We start from the raw sequence: 713 nt of genomic DNA, 5'->3' as shown, positions 1-713 counted from the left end.
CACGGGCCCCATGATCGATGTCCGATTTCCGCCGGACGCGGGGCGCCGGAAGCGGCAGACTCGAAGACGTGATGGACGACGAGACCAGGTACGCGGCCGTACGAGGGCGGGACGCCCGTTTCGACGGTGTGTTCTTCACCTGCGTGACCTCCACCGGCATCTACTGCCGACCCAGCTGCCCGGCCCGCACCCCGAAGCGGGCGAACGTCCGCTTCCTGCCCTCGGCCGCCGCCGCGGCCTCCGCCGGGTTCCGTGCCTGCCGCCGCTGCCGTCCCGACGCCGTGCCCGGCTCACCGGAGTGGAACCTGCGCGGCGACGTCGTCGCCCGTGCGGTGCGCCTGATCGCCGACGGCGTCGTGGACCGCGAGGGCGTCCCCGGCCTCGCCCACCGCGTCGGGTACAGCACCCGCCAACTGCAACGCCGACTGGTCGCCGAACTCGGCGCCGGCGCGGCCGCCCTCGCCCGCGCCCAGCGCGCGCACACCGCCCGCCTGCTGTTGCAGAGCACCGAACTGCCGGTCACCGAGGTGGCGTTCGCGGCCGGCTTCGCCAGCGTCCGGCAGTTCAACGACACCATCCGGGAACTGCACGACCGCACCCCCGGCGAACTGCGCGCCGCCGTCGGCCGTGCCCGCCGCCGCGCCGGGGGCGGACGACCCGCAGGCCCCCCCTCCGGCCCGGGGACCGGGACCTGTCTCTTATACACAGCCGAC

The 713-nt window shown here is 75.0% G+C and carries 1 protein-coding gene; it reads left to right on the top strand.

Going from position 1 to position 713, the window contains the following annotated elements; translation table 11 throughout:
• Nucleotides 1–71: 71 nt before the first annotated feature.
• Nucleotides 72–713: bifunctional transcriptional activator/DNA repair enzyme AdaA (locus FNQ90_RS25735; protein ID WP_182608503.1), on the top strand; the 642-nt coding region annotated here is incomplete at its 3' end.

Origin of the sequence: Streptomyces alkaliphilus (genome assembly GCF_014141535.1) — a bacterium.
Lineage (GTDB): Bacteria > Actinomycetota > Actinomycetes > Streptomycetales > Streptomycetaceae > Streptomyces > Streptomyces alkaliphilus.
Note: the sequence above shows the minus strand (reverse complement) of the source record. Positions and strands in the feature narration are given on the sequence as shown.